The organism is Leifsonia sp. NPDC056665, from assembly GCF_042791795.1.
Taxonomy (GTDB): domain Bacteria; phylum Actinomycetota; class Actinomycetes; order Actinomycetales; family Microbacteriaceae; genus Leifsonia.
The window spans coordinates 13,501-29,969 of sequence record NZ_JBHTXK010000027.1 but is presented as its reverse complement, the minus strand read 5'-3'; the positions used below and the strand labels follow the sequence as shown (position 1 = coordinate 29,969).

Sequence of the window (16,469 nt, the reverse complement as noted above, 5' to 3'; positions counted from 1 at the left end):
ACGGCGAAAAGCAAACGTGCTTCCTCCGCCGAGAGCTTCGAAGAAGAAGGGCCAGCGTGACTGTTCAGAAAGACCGGATCGGGGTCGGCATCGTCGGCTGCGGCAACATCTCGGGCGCGTACTTCCGCGGGCTGGAGCGCTTCGACGGCCTCCACATCGTCGGCTGCACCGACCTGAGCCAGGAGCTCGCGCAGGCGGCGGGGGAGCGCTACGGCGTCCCGGTCTTCGCGAGCGTTCAGGAGCTGGCCGCGGCGGAGGGCGTGGACATCCTCGTCAACCTCACCCCGCCGCTGGCGCACGAGAGCGTGACCCGCGCCCTCCTCGCGACGGGAAAGCACGTCTTCACGGAGAAGCCGCTCACGGCCTCCTTCGCCACGGCGGCCCCGCTGGTGGCCGAGGCCCGCGAGCGCGGCGTGCTGTTCGGCTCCGCTCCCGACACCTTCCTCGGCTCGGCAGGCCAGACAGCGCGCGCCGCGGTGGACGCCGGACTGATCGGCGAGGTGATCGGCGCGAGCGCCTTCGTCACCCACAGCAAGGCCGAGCTCTGGCACCCGGACCCCACCTTCCTCTTCATCCCGGGCGGCGGCCCGGCGCTCGACATGGGCCCGTACTACATCGCCGCGCTGGTCAACCTCCTCGGCCCGGTCTCGACCGTCTACGCCAGCGCCCGGATCGGCAGCACCGTCCGTCCGGTCTCCACCCCGGGCCGGCGGGTGGAGTCCATCGACGTCACCATCCCGACGCACGCCTCGGCGACGCTCGAATTCGCGTCGGGCGCGATCGGAACGGTGCTGGCCAGCTTCGACGTCTGGGACCACAACCTCCCGTTCATCGAGCTGTACGGCTCGAAGGGTACGCTCAGCGTCCCCGACCCCAACAACTACGACGACGCGGTGCGCGTCCGCCTGCACGGAGAGGACGAGTGGCGCGAGCTGCCCGGCGTCATCGAAGGCTTCACGGACGGTCTCCTGGAGGAACTGCTTCCGCTGCGCGGCCCCGGCGTCGCCGACCTCGCCGCCGCGCTGACCGGCGAGCCGCACCGCACCAGCGCCGACTTCGCCATGCACGTGCTGGAGGTGCTCGACGCGATCGCGAACGGCACCGACGGCGTCCACACCCTGACCACCACCTGCGAGCGCCCGGCCCCTGCTACGGAGACCTGGCGCTCGGCATCCCTCGAGGAGACCGCGATCGCATGACCGCCACCACCGCATCGACGACTAGCGCCCCGGCCACGACCCGCGCGTTCGGCGTCGACCTGATCACCTTCTTCGACCCGGGCTTCTGGGGCCTCACCGGACGTGACTCGCTGGAGGCCCTCGCCGCCGCCGAGCCGCGCCGGGTCTGGGACACGATCCTCGACGCCCTTCAGGAGGCCGGCGTCGCCGAGTTCGAGATGACCTTCCCGCCCGCCGACCGCCTGACCGCGATCGCCGCCTACGGTTCGGCGGAGGCCTTCTCCGCCGAGCTGGAGCGCCGCGGCCTCTCGGTGGTCAGCGCCTACTTCGCCGACATCGAGCACGCGGAGGACGTGACCGACCCGGCCACGCGCGCCGCCATCCTCGCCGCCGCCGAGACCGAGGCGGCGTTCCTGGCGGGCATCGGCGCCTCCTTCCTGGTCGCCGGGCTCCCGATGCGCCGCAACAACGCGGAGGGCGACGGGCTGGCGCCGGTCGACCTCGCGACCGCGGCGCCGATCGCCGAGATCGCCAACGAGGTCGGTGCGATCACGAAGCGGCACGGTGTGACCCTCGCCCTGCACACCGAGAGTCACTCGGTGTTCTGGACGCCGCGCGACGTCGACCTGTTCCTGCTGCTGACCGACCCGTTCCTCGTCGCGTTCTGCCCGGACACCGGCCACATCGTGCTCGGCGGGGGAGACCCGGTCCAGCTCGTCTCGCGTCACCGCGAGCGCGTCGTGATCGCGCACTGGAAGGACGCCGCCGGCGCCTTCCGCGAGCACGCGCTCGTGGACGAGGGCATCTGGGAGCGGCACCGCCCGTACTTCCGGGCCGCCGGCCAGGGCATCGTCGACTGGCCCGCCTTCGCGGCGACGCTCGCCGGGATCGGTTACGAGGGCGGCATCCTGTTGGAGCTCGACGCCGCCTCCGACCCGGTCGGGCAGCTCATCGCGGCGCGCACGTTCCTGGAGGACGCCACCGCCGGCATCCTCTGACCCACCCCACCGCCAAGAGTGGACTCATGCACCACACAACAAGGAGAGAATGACGTGAAAGACTCACGCAGCATCAAAGGGCAACGCCGCCGCTCCATCGCACGACGGACGAGTATCGCCGTCGGAGCAGCCGTCGCCGCGGCCGTCGCCCTGACCTCGTGCTCGCTGTCGCCGAGCGCCTCGGGCAGCGGCAGCAACACCCTCACCGTCGCCATCTGGAAGGGCTACGGCGCCGACCTGCCCTGGGTCGCCACCGACTTCAAGAAGGAGACGGGCGCCACCCTCAAGTTCCAGTACATCGACTCCGAGTCGAACGAGCTGCAGCTCGTGAACAAGGCCAACGGCGGCATCGACGTCGCGCTGCCGAACATCCAGTACATCGGCCAGGGCATCGACCAGGGGATCTTCCACGAGCTGGACACCTCCAAGCTGACGAACTACAACGACTTCTACCCGGAGTTCTCCGGCCGCAAGGAGATCCGCAAGGACGGCAAGCTCTACGGCGTGCCGTGGACCTGGGGCAGCACCGGCCTGTTCTTCGACGGCAGCAAGGTGACGCCGACGCCCGACTCGCTCAGCGTGCTGTGGGACCCGAAGTACAAGGGCCAGATCGCGCTCATCGACGACGCGACCGTGCTCGTCCCGATCACCGCCCTCTACCTCGGTGAGGACCCGCAGAACCCCGACATGGCGAAGGTCACGCCGGCGCTGCAGAAGCTGAAGGACAACGCCAAGCTGCTGTACTCGTCCACCGACGACCTCGCCAAGGGCATCGCCAGCGGCGCCATCGTCGCCGGGATCGCGAACTCCGACGGCATCGGCGGGCTGATCGACGCCAAGGCGCCGGGCACCACGAACTTCAAGTACGAGATCACCAAGGAGGGCGCGGTCGGCTGGATCGACAACTGGGCGATCGCGGCCAAGACGCAGCACCTCGACCTCGCCTACAAGTGGCTCAACTACATGACCGGCAAGGACTTCCTCACCAAGTGGGCGAACACTCCCGCCGACTCCTCGCCGGCCCCTGCCAACAAGTCGGTCGTCGCCTCGCTCGAACCGGCAACGCTGGACCGCCTCCAGGCGAACCCCGACAAGATCTCGAGTCTCGCGCTGCAGCTCCCGCAGCCCGCGGACCGGCTCCAGTCGTGGGTCGACGCCTGGACGCAGGTGAAAGCCGGCTCCTGATGACCACCGCCCCTCTCTCCCTGGCCCGCCGTCCCCGGCGGCGGGCCAGGGGGGCCCTGGGCACGGGCTTCCTGCTCACCCCCGGCGGCCTCCTGCTCGTCCTGTTCGCCCTGCTCCCGCTGGTCGCGCTGCTGATCATCGGGTTCACGAACGGCTCCGGCGGCTTCACCGTCGAGAACTTCACGGAGATGTTCTCGAGCGCGGTGTACATGTCGCTGCTGGGCCGGACGCTGCTGATCGCGTTCTGCGTGACCGTGGTCAGCATCGCGCTGGCCTGGCCCGCGGCCTGGGCGCTGGCCCGCTACACGAGCCCGAAGGCGAAGCCGCTGATCCTCGGGTTCGTCATCATCCCGTACATCACGTCGCAGCTGCTGCTGATCTATGGGTTCGTCAGCCTCATCCAGGCGGGCGGCCCGGTGATGTCGTTCCTGTCCTCGATCGGTCTCGCCGACCCGCAGGCGTCGATCATGTACACCCCGGCGGCGAACATCCTGATGCTGGTCCAGGAGTCCATCCCGACCGCCATCCTGGTGATGTACTCGGCCTCGGAGCAGATCAGCGGCTCGGTGCTGGAGGCCTCCCGTACTCTCGGCGCGTCGAAGGGCTTCGTGTTCACCCGGGTGATCTGGCCGCTCAGCTCGGCGATGATCGGCGTGAACTTCGCGCTCACCTTCGTGCAGACCGTCGGCGCGTTCGCCGAGCCCGCCATCCTGGGCGGCCCGAACGGGCAGATGCTCGGCAACACCATCTCCGCGCAGCTCTCGGCGGGAGTCCACCAGCAGTTCGCGGTGGCCATGTCGCTGGTGCTGCTGGTGACGTCGCTGGCGATCGTCGGAGGCGTGACCGGGCTGCTGTCGTGGTCGCGCAACGCGCTCTCCGGGGTCGCGAAGGCAGGCAAGCCGCGCGTGGAGAGCGTCGCTGCGCAGACCCTCATCGCTGAGGATGCGCTGACCACGGAAGGAGTCCTCCGATGAAGACCGCCGTCCTGCCCCGGCTGATGAAGGTCTGGCTGTACGTGGTGCTGGTCGTCCTGGCGCTGCCACTGTTGGCCATGACCGCGCTCAGTCTCAACCAGTCCCGGTACGGCACGTTCCCGTTCCACTTCACGTTCGACTGGTACGCGAACCTCTCGCACGACCAGGCCCTGGTGGACGCGCTGCTCACCAGTCTCAACCTGGCGACGCAGGCGACCATCTTCGCCGTGATCGTCGGCACGCTGCTCTCCCTCGGGATGGCGCGCAGCCGCATCTACATCACGGCGCCGATCAACAGCCTCCTGCTCGCCCTGCTCACGGTCCCGGCGCTGATCCTCGCCGCCGGGTTCGTCGTGGTGTTCGGCTGGCTGGGCCTCGGCTCGAGCACGCTCGGGTTGATCCTCGCCTCGATCGTCACCTCGCTGCCGTTCGTCGTGCTGATCGTCTCGGGCCGGTTGCGCGACCTGAACCCGAACTACGCGGAGGCCGCGCACTCGCTGGGCGCCGGCCCGCTGCGGACGTTCCTGACCATCACCATTCCGCTGATCGGGCCGTCCATCATCGCGGGAGGCCTGCTTGCGTTCGTGATCACGTTCAACAACTTCGCGATCCAGCTCTTCCTCGCCCCGATCGGGGTCTCGACGCTGCCGGTGCAGATCTACTCGATGGTCCGCCTCGGTGTGACGCCCGACGTGGACGCGCTGGCGACGATCATCATCCTCTCCACGGTGCTGCTGGTGGTCATCCTCAACTGGCTGTCCGGCAACGCCGCCAAGCTCTTCACGACCTCTACGAACAAAGGAAACTGATGGCCGAGCTCACTGTGACGGGTGTGTCGAAGACGTTCAACGGCACCCGCGTCCTCGAACCGCTGGACCTCACCGTCGGCGATGGCGCCTTCTGCTGCATGCTGGGCTCCTCCGGGTCCGGCAAGTCCACCCTGCTGCGCATCGTCGCCGGCCTGGAGGACCCCGACGGCGGCTCCATCCGGGTCGGGTCGCGCGATGTGACGCGGCTCTCGGTGGAGAGGCGGAACATCGGGTTCGTCTTCCAGAACTACGCGCTGTTCCCGCATCTGTCGGTGCTGGCCAACGTGATGTACGGGCTCCGCGCCCGCCGCACTCCGCGGTCCGCCGCCAAGAAGAAGGCGGAGGACATGCTGGGCCTGGTCGGCCTCGGCGACTTCGGCGGACGCTCCCCGGCCCAGCTCTCCGGCGGCCAGCAGCAGCGCGTCGCCCTGGCGCGTGCCCTGGTGACCTCCCCTGACCTGCTGCTGCTGGACGAGCCGCTGTCCGCGCTGGACAAGAAGATCCGCGGCGAGATGCAGCGCGAGCTCAAGCGCATCCACCGGGAGACCGGGCTGACGACGATAATGGTCACCCACGACCAGGAGGAGGCGATGGACCTCGGCGACCAGGTGATGATGCTCGACCGCGGCGTGGTCCAGCAGAACGACACCCCCGAGTCGCTGTACCGGACGCCGGGCAACCGGTTCGTGGCGCAGTTCCTCGGCGGGCAGTCGCTCGGCACCGGCGTCGTCCACGGTTCCGGCCGTGCCGCGAGGGTGGCGATCGGCGGACTGTCGCTGACGACGTCGCAGGACGACCTCCGCGAGGGCGACCGCGTCGACGTGCTGGTCATGGCCGAGCGCGTGCGCATCCTCGCTGAGGACGCGGCATCCACGCCGGGGTCGGCTTCCGGCGTGCTGCGCGCGGTCGACTTCTTCGGGCCGTTCGCGCGGGCCGAGATCGTCGCGGGCGACCTCCGTATCCCCGTCACGATGCTGTCCCAGGCGGCCGAGGCGTTGACCCCCGGTCAGCAGGTCGGCTTCACCATCGCCCCCGAAGGCCTCCACGCCTTCGCGTGATTACTCACGTCTCGTCGGCTGGACGGTGCAGGCGGTGCTGGGGGAGCGACGCTCAGCCGCGGTACACGCTGCGGCCGTCGATGAACGTCTCGGCCACACGGGTGGCGTCGAAGGAGCGCCCGTCCGAGATGTCGCTGTCCAGGAGGACGAGGTCGGCGGCGAGGCCGGGCGCCAGCCGTCCGGTGGTCGCCTCCAGCCGGCCGATCCACGCGGCCGTCCCGGTGTACGCGTCGAGCACGGTGGCGGCCGGCAGCGCCTCCGTCGCCAGCAGCGGCTCGGTGAGCGCGTGCCCTGTCGCGTGCGGATCGGTGGAGGGCGCGAGCCGCGTGGTGCCGGTGTGCATCGCCCACAGCGGGTTCGGGTCGGACACCGGCCAGTCGCTGCCGCCGACGATGCGGGCGCCGTGCCGCCGCAGCGACCCGAACGGGAAGTGCCTGCCCGCCCGGTCGTCGCCCATCATCGGCAGCTTGCGCTCCACGATCTCGGTGTCCGTGCGCGCCCACAGCAGCTGCGCGTTCACGGTGACGTCGAGCTCGCCGAACCGGTCGAAGTCGGCGCTGTCGACCACGTCGAGGTGGGCGAGCTGGTGGCGGCCTCCCGCCGGCCCGTTGACGGACCGGGCGTGTGCCACGGCGTCGAGGCACTCGCGCACGGCGCGGTCGCCCACGGCGTGCAGGTGCACGTCGAAGCCGCGGGCGTCCAGCTCGGCGACGATCGTCGCGAGCTGCTCGGCCGGGATGAACGAGTCGCCGCGCACGCCCGCCTCGTCGCTGTAGTCGTCGAGGAGGGCGGCGGTGCGGTTCTCGATCATGCCGTCCTGCATGATCTTGACGGTGCCGGCTTCGATCCGCCCGGCTTGCGCGACGAGCTCGCGCCGCGCCTCCAGGTCGGTGAGCTGCTCCAGGCCGCGGTCGCGGTCCCACCACTGGCAGAGCACCACCCGGGCGGTGAGCGCGCCCTGCCGCGCCAGATTCAGGTAGGCGTCGAGCGAGTCCGGTCCGAGCTCGCTCTTGCCCACCGCGGCGTCGTGCCAGGTGGTCACGCCGACCGAGTGGAGGCGGCGTTGGGCGGCGAGGATGGCCTCCTCCACGGCGCCGGGGCCGGGCTCGGGGAGGATCGGGTCCAGCGCCTGCATCGCGGTGTCGAGCAAGACGCCGGTGAGCGCGCCGCGGTCGTCGCGCACGAAGCGCCCGCCCAGCGGGTCCGCGGCGTCGGGGGCGATCCCGGCGGCCTCCAGCGCCCGGGAGTTGACCCAGACGCCGTGGCCGTCGTGGCTGGTGAGGATGACCGGGCGGTCGGCCACCACCCCGTCGAGCAGTTCGTGGGTGGGGAGGCCGCCGCGGAAGACGTCGCCGTACCAGCCGACGCCGACGATGACGTCGAGCTCGGGATGCGCGGCCGCGTACCCGGCGATGATCCGCAGGTACTCGTCGGCGTCGTGCACGGGCATCAGGTCGATGCCGAGCAGCGAGGCACCGGCCATCGGCGGGTGCACGTGCGTGTCGTGGAAGCCGGGGAGGAGGGAGGCGCCGGCGGCATCGCGGACGACCGTGCCGGGATCCCGCAGCGTTGCGAGCTCGTCGTCCGCGCCGATGGCGGCGATGAGCCCGTCGCGCACGAGCACGCCGCCGTCCTGCCAGACGCCGTCGCCGCGGTACAGGCGGGCGTTCGTGAAGTGCAGACTCTTCATCGGCGTCCCTTTCGCGCTCAACGACCAGTCTCGGCGGCGGCGCTGGATCACGCAAATAGTTTCGACTGGATCAGTTCATCATCCACGCAGATGCGCGTCCGAAACCGTCAGGTCACGCGCGCAACGGCTCCGGGTTGAGCGCCTCTGCGACCACCTGCGCCGCGATGTCGCTCACCGCGCGCGCCCGGGCGGTCGCCCGCACCGAGCGCATCGCCGCCAGCACGACGGGGAGGGCGGGGACGCTGTCCGCGATCGGCAGCGCGGCCACCCGCTCGCCGTCGTAGCTGAAGTCGTGCCGTGGGCGCTGGTTGAGGATCGAGAAGCCGTGACCGTGCGCGACGAATGCGCGCACGGTCTCGTAGTTGAGCGACCGGTGGCGGATCTCCGGCTGCAGCCCCGCGCCGGCGAGGATGCCGAGGAAGTACTCCCGGCTGTGCGGCAGGTCGAGCAGGATCATCGGCTCGCGCGAGAGCTCGCGCAGGAAGACCTGTGGCGATGCCGCGAGCGGATGGTCGGCGGGCAGGATCACGTGCGGGGGAGCGTCGGAAAGCACCGCCGTGCGGATGTCGTTGCCGAAGCCGAAGTCGTAGCCGATCAGCAGCTCCACCCGGCCGCTGCGCAGGGCGGCCCGTGCGCCGTCGGTGTCCAGCTCGTCCACCTCGATGTCGAGGTACGGGTGCTCGGCCCGCACCCGGCTGACGATCGCCGGCAGGATGAACGGCGCGAGCGTGACGAAGCAGCCGATCCGGATGGTGCCGCGCACCTGGTTGTCGATGCCGCGCGCGGTGTCGAGCGCCTCCTCCAGGTTGAGCAGGAGCGCCCGGGCGTCGCCGAGGAACTGCTGCCCGGCCGGCGTGAGCGTCAGCCCGCGCGAGCGCTGCCGGATGAAGAGCTGCGCGCCGACCTGCTGCTCGAGCTGCGCGATGGCTGACGAGACGGCGGACTGGGCGACGAACAGCTCTTCGGCGGCGCGGGTCATCGAGAGGTGCGTTGCGGCCTCGATGAAGTAGCGGAGCTGTGCCAGGGTGACATCCGGCTTCTTGCTCATGGGAGGCCTCCATTACGACCAGGTTTCGGCGCTGTTACCTGCGGCGTGGTATCTCCCCAAGTGATGCAGTGCTTCAGGCAACCTTAGTTGATTGATGCGCCAGGAAGGCAGAGGCTTCTATGCCAAGCCCCCAGGCCACGACGAGGAGCACACCCATGACCACAGAGGTCCGCAGCGACGCCCTCGGCGTCGAGACCCGCACCATCGACTACATCCCCGAGGACGAGCGGCACGGCAAGGCCCGCAACCTGTTCACGATCTGGTTCGGCGGCAACATCATGATGCTGTCGATCGCGACGGGCCTGCTCGCGACCGCGGTGTACGGCCTCCCGATCTGGGCGGCGATCGTGGCGCTCGTCGTCGGCAACCTGATCGGCGGCGTCGTGATGGCGCTGCACGCGGCGCAGGGGCCGCAGATGGGCGTGCCGCAGATGCTGCAGACCCGCGCGCAGTTCGGGTCGTACGGCAGCCTCCTGGTGGTCGTCATCGTGGTCGGGATGTACGTCGCGTTCTTCGCGTCGAATGTGATCCTGGGCGGCCAGGCGCTCGACTCGCTCACCCATCTCGGCGCTTTCTGGTCGACCGTGATCGTCGGCCTGATCAGCGTCTTCGGCGCCGTGTTCGGCTACCGGCTGCTGCACGTGTTCGGGACGGTGATGAGCATCGTCGCCGGCCTCACCATCACCATCGTCTTCGTCTACATCTTTGCCGCGGGCACCCTCCCCGCGAGCGCCATCGACTACGGCTCGGTCACGGCCGCCGGCATCATGGGCACCATCTCGGTCGCCGCGCTCTGGCAGATCGCGTACGCGCCCTACGTGTCCGACTACACGCGCTACATGCCGAAGGACACCGGCGTGCGCGCCGCGTTCTGGGCGACGTTCGCCGGCTGCGTGGCGGGCTCGGTCATCCCGATGGTGCTCGGCTCCATCGTCGGCGCGGCCTTCCCGAAGGACGACGTCGCGACCGGGCTCAGCGCGCTCATCCCCGGGATCGCCGGGTTGGCGATGCTCGTGTTCGGCGTGGGGATCAGCGTCAGCAACGGGATGAACCTGTACTGCGGCAGCCTCGCGATCATCACGATCGGGCAGACGCTGTTCCCGAAGTGGATCCCGCGGGCCGTCACCCGCGGCGCGATCGCGGTCATCCTCTTCCTCGTCGCGCTGGTGCTCGGCTTCGCCTTCTCGGCCAACTTCCTGGTCAACCTGTCGAACCTGATGATCCTGCTGCTGTGCGTGCTCATCCCGTGGACGGCCGTCAACCTGGTCGACTACTACGTCGTGAAGCACGGCAAGTACGACATCCCCTCGCTGTTCCGGCAGGACGGCGGCGTCTACGGCCGGATCAACCGCAACGCGGTGGTCTGCTACGTGCTGGGCGTCCTCATCCAGCTGCCGTTCATCAACACCGCCTTCTACACCGGCCCGATCGCGACCGCGCTCGGCGGCGTCGACATCTCGTGGATCGTCGGCCTGGCCGTGATCTGCCCGCTGTACTACGCGCTCATGAAGTGGGCGCCGTCGAAGACTGTGGCGCCGGCCGCGGCCTCCACCTCCCTCCCCACCCCCGTCGCAGGAGCAGAATGACCCCCGATCCAGCAGCACAGGCCGCCGCCGAGTACGACTACGTCGTGGTCGGCGGCGGCACTGCGGGCGGCATCGTCGCCGCTCGCCTCTCCGAGAACCCGGACGTGACGGTCGCCCTCCTGGAGTGGGGGCCGAGCGACCGCGACGAGGGCCGCGCCCGCGAGCTCCGGCGCTGGGAGGAGATGATCGGGAGCGAGTACGACCTCGACTACCGCAGCGCGCCGCAGGAGCGCGGAAACTCGTCCATCCGGCAGACCAGGATGCGCATCCTCGGCGGCTGCTCGACCGCGAACACCATGATCGCGTGGCGCCCACTCGCGTCCGATCTCTCCGAGTGGGTGGAGGCCGGGGCGGCCGGGTGGGACGCGGCGAGCTTCCAGCGGTACTTCGACCGGCTCGCCATCCCGGTGCACCCGGTCGGCGCGGAGGACAGGAACCCGTTCGTCGCGGACGTGGTCGCCTCCGCCGTCTCGGCCCTCGGCCTCCCGCTGCAGGAGCGCTGGAACGACGGCCGCACCGACACCCTGGCGCGCGGCGCCGGCTTCTTCGAGGTGGGCTACGACCCGGCGACGAACGTGCGGGGGTCGAGCTCCATCCACTACCTCCACGACGTGATGGACGACCGTGAGTCGCTGGACGTGATCACGCGCGCGCGGGCATCGCGGATCGTGCTGGACGGCGGTCGCGCCGTCGCGGTGCACTACCGCGACGCGTCCGGCACGCTGCGCGAAGTCAGGGCACGGCGCGAGATCGTGCTCGCCTGCGGTGCGATCGACACCCCGCGGCTCCTGCTGCTGTCCGGGATCGGCCCGGCGCCGGTGCTCGCGGCGGCGGGTGTTCCGCTGGTGCACGAGCTGCCGGGCGTGGGGGAGAACCTCCAGGACCACGTCGAGGGGCTGGTCGTGTGGGAGGCCGTGTCGGCGCCCCCCGCGGTCTCGGCCTCCGGCTGGGACGCGGGCGCTATGGTCGGCGTGGACGGCGACCCCACTCGTGCGGACGTGCTGATGCACTTCCCGGTGGAGCCGGTGGTCGACCATCCGCGCGCCCGCGGCGTCGTCTTCCCGGCCGCCATCGTCGCCATCGCGCCCAACGTCGCGAAGCCGCACAGCCGCGGCCGCGTCACCATCGCCTCCGCCGACCCGGACGAGCCGCCGGTGATCGACTACCGCTACTTCACGGACGCTTCCGGCCACGACGAGCGGATGCTGGTGGCCGGAGTGCGCCTGGCGCGCCGGATCGCGGAGGCCGAGCCGATGCGCGGCCACCTGCTGCGGGAGGTCTTCCCCGGCCCCGACGTCCAGACCGACGAGGAGCTGTCGCCCGTGCAGCGCGACATCCACCAGACCGTCTATCACGTGAGCGGCACCTGCCGGATGGGCGCCGCCGACGATCAGCTCGCGGTCGTCGACCCGGCGCTGCGCGTCCGCGGCATCGACGGCCTCCGCATCGTGGACGCGTCGGTGTTCCCGACGCTGACGTCGGTGAACCCGGTCATCACGGTGATGATGGTCGCCGAGCGGGCGGCCGACCTCCTCGCCGCCCCCGTCCCTGCCTGACCGCGCCCAACCCCTCGCCAGCCGCTACCGGAGGCCCCCTCCCGCCCCTCGTCGCCAACGGAGGAGTACGCGTCCCACCCGCCCGCAGACTCCTCCGTTACCTGCTCCCACGCGTCCCGCCGCACCCGATCTCCTCCGTTACTCACGCGCGTCGCTAACGGAGGACATCCACTCGCTGCGGCCCCGGAATAACAGTCAACGGAGGAGATCCCGGCTGGTTGGGCCGGGGTCTCCTCCGTTGGGTGCGTGGGGCGCGCCTCAGTCGCGGACCGGCTCCAGGAGGACCTCGGGGCCGGGGGCGACGCGGCGGTCGCGGGCGCGCTGCCAGAAGTAGCCGGCCAGGGCCAGGACGCTGATGACGATCAGCGTGCCGAGCGTGAAGCCTTCGAAGGTGGGACGGTCGACGCCCCAGGTGTCGACGAAGTCGTACTTCAGGCCGAGCAGCCCCTCGAGCGTGCCGGGGAAGACCGCGACCCAGGAGCCGAGCAGCACCCACGCGTAGATGATCACGACGGCGGTCCACAGCCCGGCGCGGCCTCCTGGGACCCGGAAGGGACGCTCCACGTCCGGGTACTTCCGGCGCAGCCGCACGATGGACGGGAAGATCAGCAGGTACGACAGCAGCAGCGTCGAGATCGCGACCGTCAGAACCACCGTGAACACCGCTGCCGTGCTGCCCTTGAGCAGCATCGTGGCCGAGATGCAGAACACCGTGGCCACGATGCCGGAGAGCAGGTTCATCCGCACCGGAGTGCCGAAGCGCTTCGAGAAGACGCCGAAGTAGCGGAAGAACGCACCGTCGGCGCCGGCGGCGGCCTGCACGCGGTCGGAGGCGATCATCCACGCGCTCGCCTGGGTGAGCACCACGAACACGAACAGCAGCGCGGCGATGAACATCACCGGGCCGGTCGCGATGCCGTAGACCGAGAAGACCTCCTTGAACGCGTCGAGCAGGCCGCTGGCGCCCTGCACCTTGTTCGCGGGGAGCACCGCCAGGATGGCGAAGATCGGCACGAGGTAGCAGAGGATCGAGATGATGCCGGAGGAGGTGATCGCGCGCGGGACGTCGCGCTGCGGGTTCCGCATCTCCTCGGCGGCGCCGTTCGGGGCCTCGAAGCCGACGACGGCGAACAGGATGACCGGTGTCACGGCGAGGAACCCGCCGAGCGTCGGCGAGAACGCGCCCGCCGCATACCCGTGCACGCCGTTCTTGGCCGCGTAGACGGCCACGGTGACGACGAACACCACCAGCAGCAGGATCTTGACGATCGCTCCGGCCGCGACGATGTGCTTGCCGTACTGGAGGCCGATGATCGCCGTGCCGATGGCCAGCCAGATGAACACCAGCTTGAAGACGATGTCCCCTGCGCTGCCCTCCGGGAGCGGGGCGATGTAGGCGCCCCAGGTCGCGGCGGAGATGAACACCAGCGAGCCGCCCATCCAGAGCGGGTTGGTGATCCAGTAGAACAGCGTCGCGATCGCCGCGGTCAGCTTGCCGAACGCGAGCCGCACCCAGACGAACGGGCCGCCCTCGTCGTGGAACGTGCTGCCCAGCTCGGAGATGACGAGCGCGTAGGGGAACAGGAAGGTGAGGCCGATCACGGCCGTCCATGTGAACGCCTCGGCGCCGCCTCCCGCCGCGATCTGCGCGACCGTGTCGATGGAGATGACCGCGCTGATCGACAGGAAGACGATGTCGAGCCGGCCGAGGGTCTTGCGGAAATGCTGGGTTCGGATGTTCGAGGTCTGGAGCTTCGTATCGGTCATCGGGGGACTCCTTCGTCCTTGCATTCTCTTCGGGTGGGGCTTGCGGGGGAAATCCGGGCGGGGGAGGCCCGGGCGGTGCGGGCTACCCGGCCGCGCTGAACGCGCGGTCCAGGCGGAGGATCTTCTCGGCTCGGCCGAGCCGCGGGAGGTCGCTGCCGTCGCGGACGACGCGGCCGGCCTCCTCGAACTCGTCGAGGAAGCCGACCGCCCAGGAGACGTCCTCGGCGGAGGGCGCCATCACCTCGTTGACGATGCCGACCTGCGTCTCGCGCAGGCAGAGCCGCCCGGTGAGGCCGAGCGCGGCGGCCGACCGCGACTGCTCGGTGACGATCGGCGCGCCGTCGAGAACCGACGGGCCGTCGATCGGGCCGGGGAGGCCGCCGACGCGGCTCGCGACGACGAGCCGCGAGCGCGGGTAGGCCAGGGCGGCCTCCGAGTTGGCGACGCCGGTGTCGCGGCGGTAGTCGCCGCTGCCGAACGCCAGCCGGAAGACGCCTGCCGAGCGGGCGATCAGGGCGGCGTTCTCGATGCCGAGCGCGGACTCGATCAGGGCGACCACCCGTGTGGCGCCGCCCAGCCGCTCGGCGGTCTCGGTGACGTGGGCCGCCTCCTCGGTCTTGGCGAGCACGACGCCGAGCAGCCCGGGGAGGCCGCGCAGCCGCTCCACGTCCCCGGCCCAGAAGGCCGAGGTGCGGTCGTTGACACGCACCCAGGCCGGGCCGCCGGACTCCAGGAACCGTACGACGCGCTCCCGCTCGACCTCCTTGCGGGAGGCGTCGATCGCGTCCTCCAGGTCGATGACGACGGCGTCGGCGGCCGACCCAGCGACGGCCACCGCGTCGAGGCGTGTTGCCGCCAGGAGCAGCCAGGAGCGGGCGACCTCGGGAGGCACCCGGGTGGTCGTGGTCGTGCGCGGCGTGGCGTCGAGCTGCATGGTCATGGCCGGCCTCCTACGCGTGCTGGAACCACGTGGTCTTGAGGCCCACGTAGTTGTCGATGGCGTGCCGGGAGAGGTCGCGGCCGAAGCCGGACTGCCGGAACCCGCCGAACGGGGTCGTGGAGCCGAGCGCGTCCACCGTGTTCACCGAGACGGTTCCGGCGACCAGCCGCTCGGACACCCGGTGGGCGCGGGAGAGGCTGGAGGTCCACAGCGACGCGGCCAGGCCGTAGTCGGTGGCGTTCGCCGCCCGCACGGCGTCGTCCTCGTGGTCGAACGCCTGGACGACGACCAGCGGGCCGAAGACCTCCTCGCGGTGCAGCGGGTGCGAGAGCGGGAGGCCGGCGACGATCGCCGGCTCGATGAAGGCGCGCGAGCCCTGCCGCTGGAGGCGCTCGCCGCCGATCAGCTCGCCGTCGCGCGCCGCCGCCTCGATCGCGGCGGCGACGCTGTCGGCGTGCGACTCGGAGACGAGCGCTCCGTTGCCGCTGGCCGGGTCGAGGGGGTCGCCGGAGCGGTACGCCTCCGCGGCCGCCGTGATCAGCCCGACGAACTCGTCGTACACGGGACGCTCGACGAAGATGCGCGAGTTGGCGGAGCAGACCTCGCCTTGGTTGTAGAACGCGCCGAACGCGGCCTTCTCGGCGGCCAGCGCCAGGTCCTCCACGTCGGCGAAGATCAGGTTGGAGCTCTTGCCGCCGGCCTCCAGGCTCAGTCGCTTCAGGTTGGACTCGCCCGCGTAGGTCAGCAGCTTCTTCGCGACCGCGGTGGAGCCGGTGAACGTGAGAGCGTCGACGTCCGGGTGGAGGCCGAGCGCGCGGCCGATGACCGAGCCGGGGCCGGGGACGACGTTGAGCACGCCCGCCGGGATGCCCGCCTGCAGCGCCAGCTCGCCGAGGCGGAGGGCGGTGAGGCTCGTCGTCTCCGCGGGCTTCAGCACGACGCTGTTGCCGGCGACCAGTGCAGGCGCGAGCTTCCAGGCGGCGATGTCGAGCGGGTAGTTCCACGGCACGATCGCGGCGACGACGCCGAGCGCGACCCGGCTGACGATCGCGGTCGATCCCGGGGGAGTGGAGGGCACTTCGTCGGTGAGCTTGTCGGCGAGCTCGCCGTACCAGCGGAAGGTCGCCGCGGTGCCGGGGACGTCGACGGCGCTGGTCTGCGAGAGCGGCTTGCCCATGTCGAGGGATTCGAGGAGGGCGAGCTCGGCCGCGTTGTGCTCGATGAGGTCGGCGAGCCGGCGGAGGACGGCGCCGCGGTCGGCGGCGTCGCGGCGGCTCCAGACGCCCGACTCGAAGGCGGCGCGGGCCGCGGCGACGGCGCGGTCGACGTCGGCGGCGCCGCCTCTGGCGACCTCCGCCAGCTCTTCGCCGGTCGCCGGGTTGATCGTGACGAACGTCTCGCCCGAGCTCGCGCCGACCCTGTCGCCGTTGATAAGTGCCCTGCCGTCGATGCGGACGGTTGTGTCGATCGTCATGCCGGAAGAGTACGCAGGTCGAGTGCATCGAAACGAGCGTTGAAAAGCGTTCCAATGGATCGATTGAAGTGATGGAGTGGGCTCCCGCCACGCAACACCTGATTACGAAATGAGAAGCTCACGTGCGCGAATTGCGCGCGAAGCATCACTTCCGTTGATCCAATACGGCGATTCTCATTGTTTTACAGATTCGCCGGGACCTGCTG

At 70.4% G+C, this 16,469-nt stretch carries 13 protein-coding genes; 8 read left to right on the top strand and 5 right to left on the bottom strand.

Annotated features, from left to right (window positions below):
• Positions 1-56: 56 nt before the first annotated feature.
• From ACFQ9V_RS18345 to ACFQ9V_RS18320, 6 genes are read left to right on the top strand one after another with little or no spacing between them, the layout of a single operon-like run.
• Complete coding sequence (locus ACFQ9V_RS18345; protein WP_382460553.1) at positions 57-1,199, top strand: Gfo/Idh/MocA family protein; 1,143 nt, start codon at positions 57-59, stop codon at positions 1,197-1,199.
• Positions 1,196-2,176 (top strand): sugar phosphate isomerase/epimerase family protein, encoded by a 981-nt coding sequence (locus ACFQ9V_RS18340; protein ID WP_382460552.1) that lies wholly within the window; start codon positions 1,196-1,198, stop codon positions 2,174-2,176. Before ACFQ9V_RS18345 ends, ACFQ9V_RS18340 begins: the two co-directional genes overlap by 4 nt.
• 54 nt (positions 2,177-2,230) lie before the next feature.
• Positions 2,231-3,361: a PotD/PotF family extracellular solute-binding protein gene (locus ACFQ9V_RS18335; protein ID WP_382460551.1), complete on the top strand. Its 1,131-nt coding sequence runs from the start codon at positions 2,231-2,233 to the stop codon at positions 3,359-3,361.
• On the top strand, positions 3,361-4,335 hold the full coding sequence (locus ACFQ9V_RS18330; protein ID WP_382460550.1) for an ABC transporter permease: 975 nt from the start codon (positions 3,361-3,363) through the stop codon (positions 4,333-4,335). Before ACFQ9V_RS18335 ends, ACFQ9V_RS18330 begins: the two co-directional genes overlap by 1 nt.
• Positions 4,332-5,144, top strand: coding sequence for an ABC transporter permease (locus ACFQ9V_RS18325; protein ID WP_382460549.1), 813 nt, complete (start codon positions 4,332-4,334; stop codon positions 5,142-5,144). Before ACFQ9V_RS18330 ends, ACFQ9V_RS18325 begins: the two co-directional genes overlap by 4 nt.
• Positions 5,144-6,202 (top strand): ABC transporter ATP-binding protein, encoded by a 1,059-nt coding sequence (locus ACFQ9V_RS18320; RefSeq protein WP_382460548.1) that lies wholly within the window; start codon positions 5,144-5,146, stop codon positions 6,200-6,202. Before ACFQ9V_RS18325 ends, ACFQ9V_RS18320 begins: the two co-directional genes overlap by 1 nt.
• A 52-nt stretch (positions 6,203-6,254) precedes the next feature.
• Here the strand turns inward: ACFQ9V_RS18320 and ACFQ9V_RS18315 are convergent, their stop codons facing one another.
• Together ACFQ9V_RS18315 and ACFQ9V_RS18310 are read right to left on the bottom strand one after the other, a co-directional pair.
• On the bottom strand, positions 6,255-7,892 hold the full coding sequence (locus ACFQ9V_RS18315; RefSeq protein WP_382460547.1) for an amidohydrolase: 1,638 nt from the start codon (positions 7,890-7,892) through the stop codon (positions 6,255-6,257).
• 112 nt (positions 7,893-8,004) lie between these two features.
• Positions 8,005-8,940, bottom strand: coding sequence for a LysR family transcriptional regulator (locus ACFQ9V_RS18310; protein ID WP_382460546.1), 936 nt, complete (start codon positions 8,938-8,940; stop codon positions 8,005-8,007).
• Between the two features lie 155 nt (positions 8,941-9,095).
• On the opposite strand from ACFQ9V_RS18310, the gene ACFQ9V_RS18305 reads away from it, so the two are divergent.
• Both ACFQ9V_RS18305 and ACFQ9V_RS18300 read left to right on the top strand, forming a co-directional pair.
• Entirely contained in the window at positions 9,096-10,526 is a 1,431-nt protein-coding gene (locus ACFQ9V_RS18305) for a purine-cytosine permease family protein (protein WP_382460545.1), read from the top strand.
• The gene (locus ACFQ9V_RS18300) at positions 10,523-12,082 is read left to right on the top strand and encodes a GMC family oxidoreductase (RefSeq protein ID WP_382460544.1); all 1,560 of its coding nucleotides are present in this window, start codon (positions 10,523-10,525) and stop codon (positions 12,080-12,082) included. Before ACFQ9V_RS18305 ends, ACFQ9V_RS18300 begins: the two co-directional genes overlap by 4 nt.
• Before the next feature lie 258 nt (positions 12,083-12,340).
• Here ACFQ9V_RS18300 and ACFQ9V_RS18295 read toward each other — a convergent pair whose 3' ends face one another.
• The 3 genes from ACFQ9V_RS18295 to ACFQ9V_RS18285 all read right to left on the bottom strand — a co-directional run bounded on the left by ACFQ9V_RS18295 (position 12,341) and on the right by ACFQ9V_RS18285 (position 16,263).
• Positions 12,341-13,849 (bottom strand): APC family permease, encoded by a 1,509-nt coding sequence (locus tag ACFQ9V_RS18295; protein ID WP_382460543.1) that lies wholly within the window; start codon positions 13,847-13,849, stop codon positions 12,341-12,343.
• A gap of 82 nt (positions 13,850-13,931) precedes the next feature.
• Positions 13,932-14,789, bottom strand: coding sequence for an HpcH/HpaI aldolase/citrate lyase family protein (locus tag ACFQ9V_RS18290; RefSeq protein WP_382460542.1), 858 nt, complete (start codon positions 14,787-14,789; stop codon positions 13,932-13,934).
• A gap of 10 nt (positions 14,790-14,799) precedes the next feature.
• Positions 14,800-16,263: an aldehyde dehydrogenase family protein gene (locus ACFQ9V_RS18285; protein WP_382460541.1), complete on the bottom strand. Its 1,464-nt coding sequence runs from the start codon at positions 16,261-16,263 to the stop codon at positions 14,800-14,802.
• Positions 16,264-16,469 lie beyond the last annotated feature (206 nt).

Bases quoted from the DNA above. Each gene is read 5' to 3' on its own strand.
- ACFQ9V_RS18340 (WP_382460552.1), top strand. From the start codon at position 1,196: ATGACCGCCACCACCGCATCGACGACTAGCGCCCCGGCCACGACCCGC.
- ACFQ9V_RS18330 (WP_382460550.1), top strand. From the start codon at position 3,361: ATGACCACCGCCCCTCTCTCCCTGGCCCGCCGTCCCCGGCGGCGGGCC.
- ACFQ9V_RS18325 (WP_382460549.1), top strand. From the start codon at position 4,332: ATGAAGACCGCCGTCCTGCCCCGGCTGATGAAGGTCTGGCTGTACGTG.
- ACFQ9V_RS18320 (WP_382460548.1), top strand. From the start codon at position 5,144: ATGGCCGAGCTCACTGTGACGGGTGTGTCGAAGACGTTCAACGGCACC.
- ACFQ9V_RS18315 (WP_382460547.1), bottom strand. From the start codon at position 7,892: ATGAAGAGTCTGCACTTCACGAACGCCCGCCTGTACCGCGGCGACGGC.
- ACFQ9V_RS18310 (WP_382460546.1), bottom strand. From the start codon at position 8,940: ATGAGCAAGAAGCCGGATGTCACCCTGGCACAGCTCCGCTACTTCATC.
- ACFQ9V_RS18305 (WP_382460545.1), top strand. From the start codon at position 9,096: ATGACCACAGAGGTCCGCAGCGACGCCCTCGGCGTCGAGACCCGCACC.
- ACFQ9V_RS18300 (WP_382460544.1), top strand. From the start codon at position 10,523: ATGACCCCCGATCCAGCAGCACAGGCCGCCGCCGAGTACGACTACGTC.
- ACFQ9V_RS18295 (WP_382460543.1), bottom strand. From the start codon at position 13,849: ATGACCGATACGAAGCTCCAGACCTCGAACATCCGAACCCAGCATTTC.
- ACFQ9V_RS18290 (WP_382460542.1), bottom strand. From the start codon at position 14,789: ATGACCATGCAGCTCGACGCCACGCCGCGCACGACCACGACCACCCGG.
- ACFQ9V_RS18285 (WP_382460541.1), bottom strand. From the start codon at position 16,263: ATGACGATCGACACAACCGTCCGCATCGACGGCAGGGCACTTATCAAC.